This window comes from Finegoldia sp. P1-F-LS, from assembly GCF_052932205.1.
In genome coordinates this window covers 1-583 of the sequence record NZ_JBRFJH010000028.1, presented here as the reverse complement: position 1 = coordinate 583, position 583 = coordinate 1, and the positions used below count along the sequence as shown (strand labels likewise).

Here is a 583-nt window from a genome sequence, read left to right as displayed (position 1 = left end):
AAGATTTCTATGAGATTACTTGAAGAAAACAAGATAGATAGGTCAGAGGTGTAAAGGTAGTAATATCAAAGCTAACTGATACTAATAAATCGAAAACTTGACTGGAAATATATACTGTTATTGATTGGAAATGAAAAGTGAATAAGTATGGTGATAAAAGCAAGAGGGATACACCTGTACCCATGCCGAACACAGAAGTTAAGCCTCTTAACGCCGATGGTACTACGATGGAAACGTCGTGGGAGAGTAGGTAGTCGCCAAACGAAGATATTAAAGTTTGATTACTAAAGGAAAATTTAATAATTCCATTCGCTCAGCCTCACTTCAGAAATCTTCTTTTTAGAAAATGAAATGAAGATTTCCTCGTTCGAAGCGTCGCTCATGGAAAACATTAAATTTTCGAATAAAAGTAATCAAACTTTAAAAAGCGAACACCACTCATAAGAGTGGTAATATTCCTAGGTAGCTCAATGGTGGAGCACTCGGCTGTTAACCGATAGGCTGTGGGTTCGAGTCCCACCCTGGGAGCCAAATGCCGGGGTGGCGGAACTGGCAGACGCACAGGACTTAAAATCCTGCGGTG

General features: G+C 40.0%; 1 tRNA gene and 2 rRNA genes. All 3 read left to right on the top strand.

Features of this window, described 5'->3' with window-relative positions:
- Window positions 1-105: ribosomal RNA gene (locus ACU68Y_RS09090) — 23S ribosomal RNA — on the top strand; the annotation flags it as partial.
- A 41-nt stretch (window positions 106-146) separates the two neighbouring features.
- A 5S ribosomal RNA gene (gene rrf, locus ACU68Y_RS09085) occupies window positions 147-263 on the top strand.
- A gap of 193 nt (window positions 264-456) precedes the next feature.
- A tRNA-Asn gene (locus ACU68Y_RS09080) sits at window positions 457-531 on the top strand.
- Window positions 532-583: the final 52 nt, after the last annotated feature.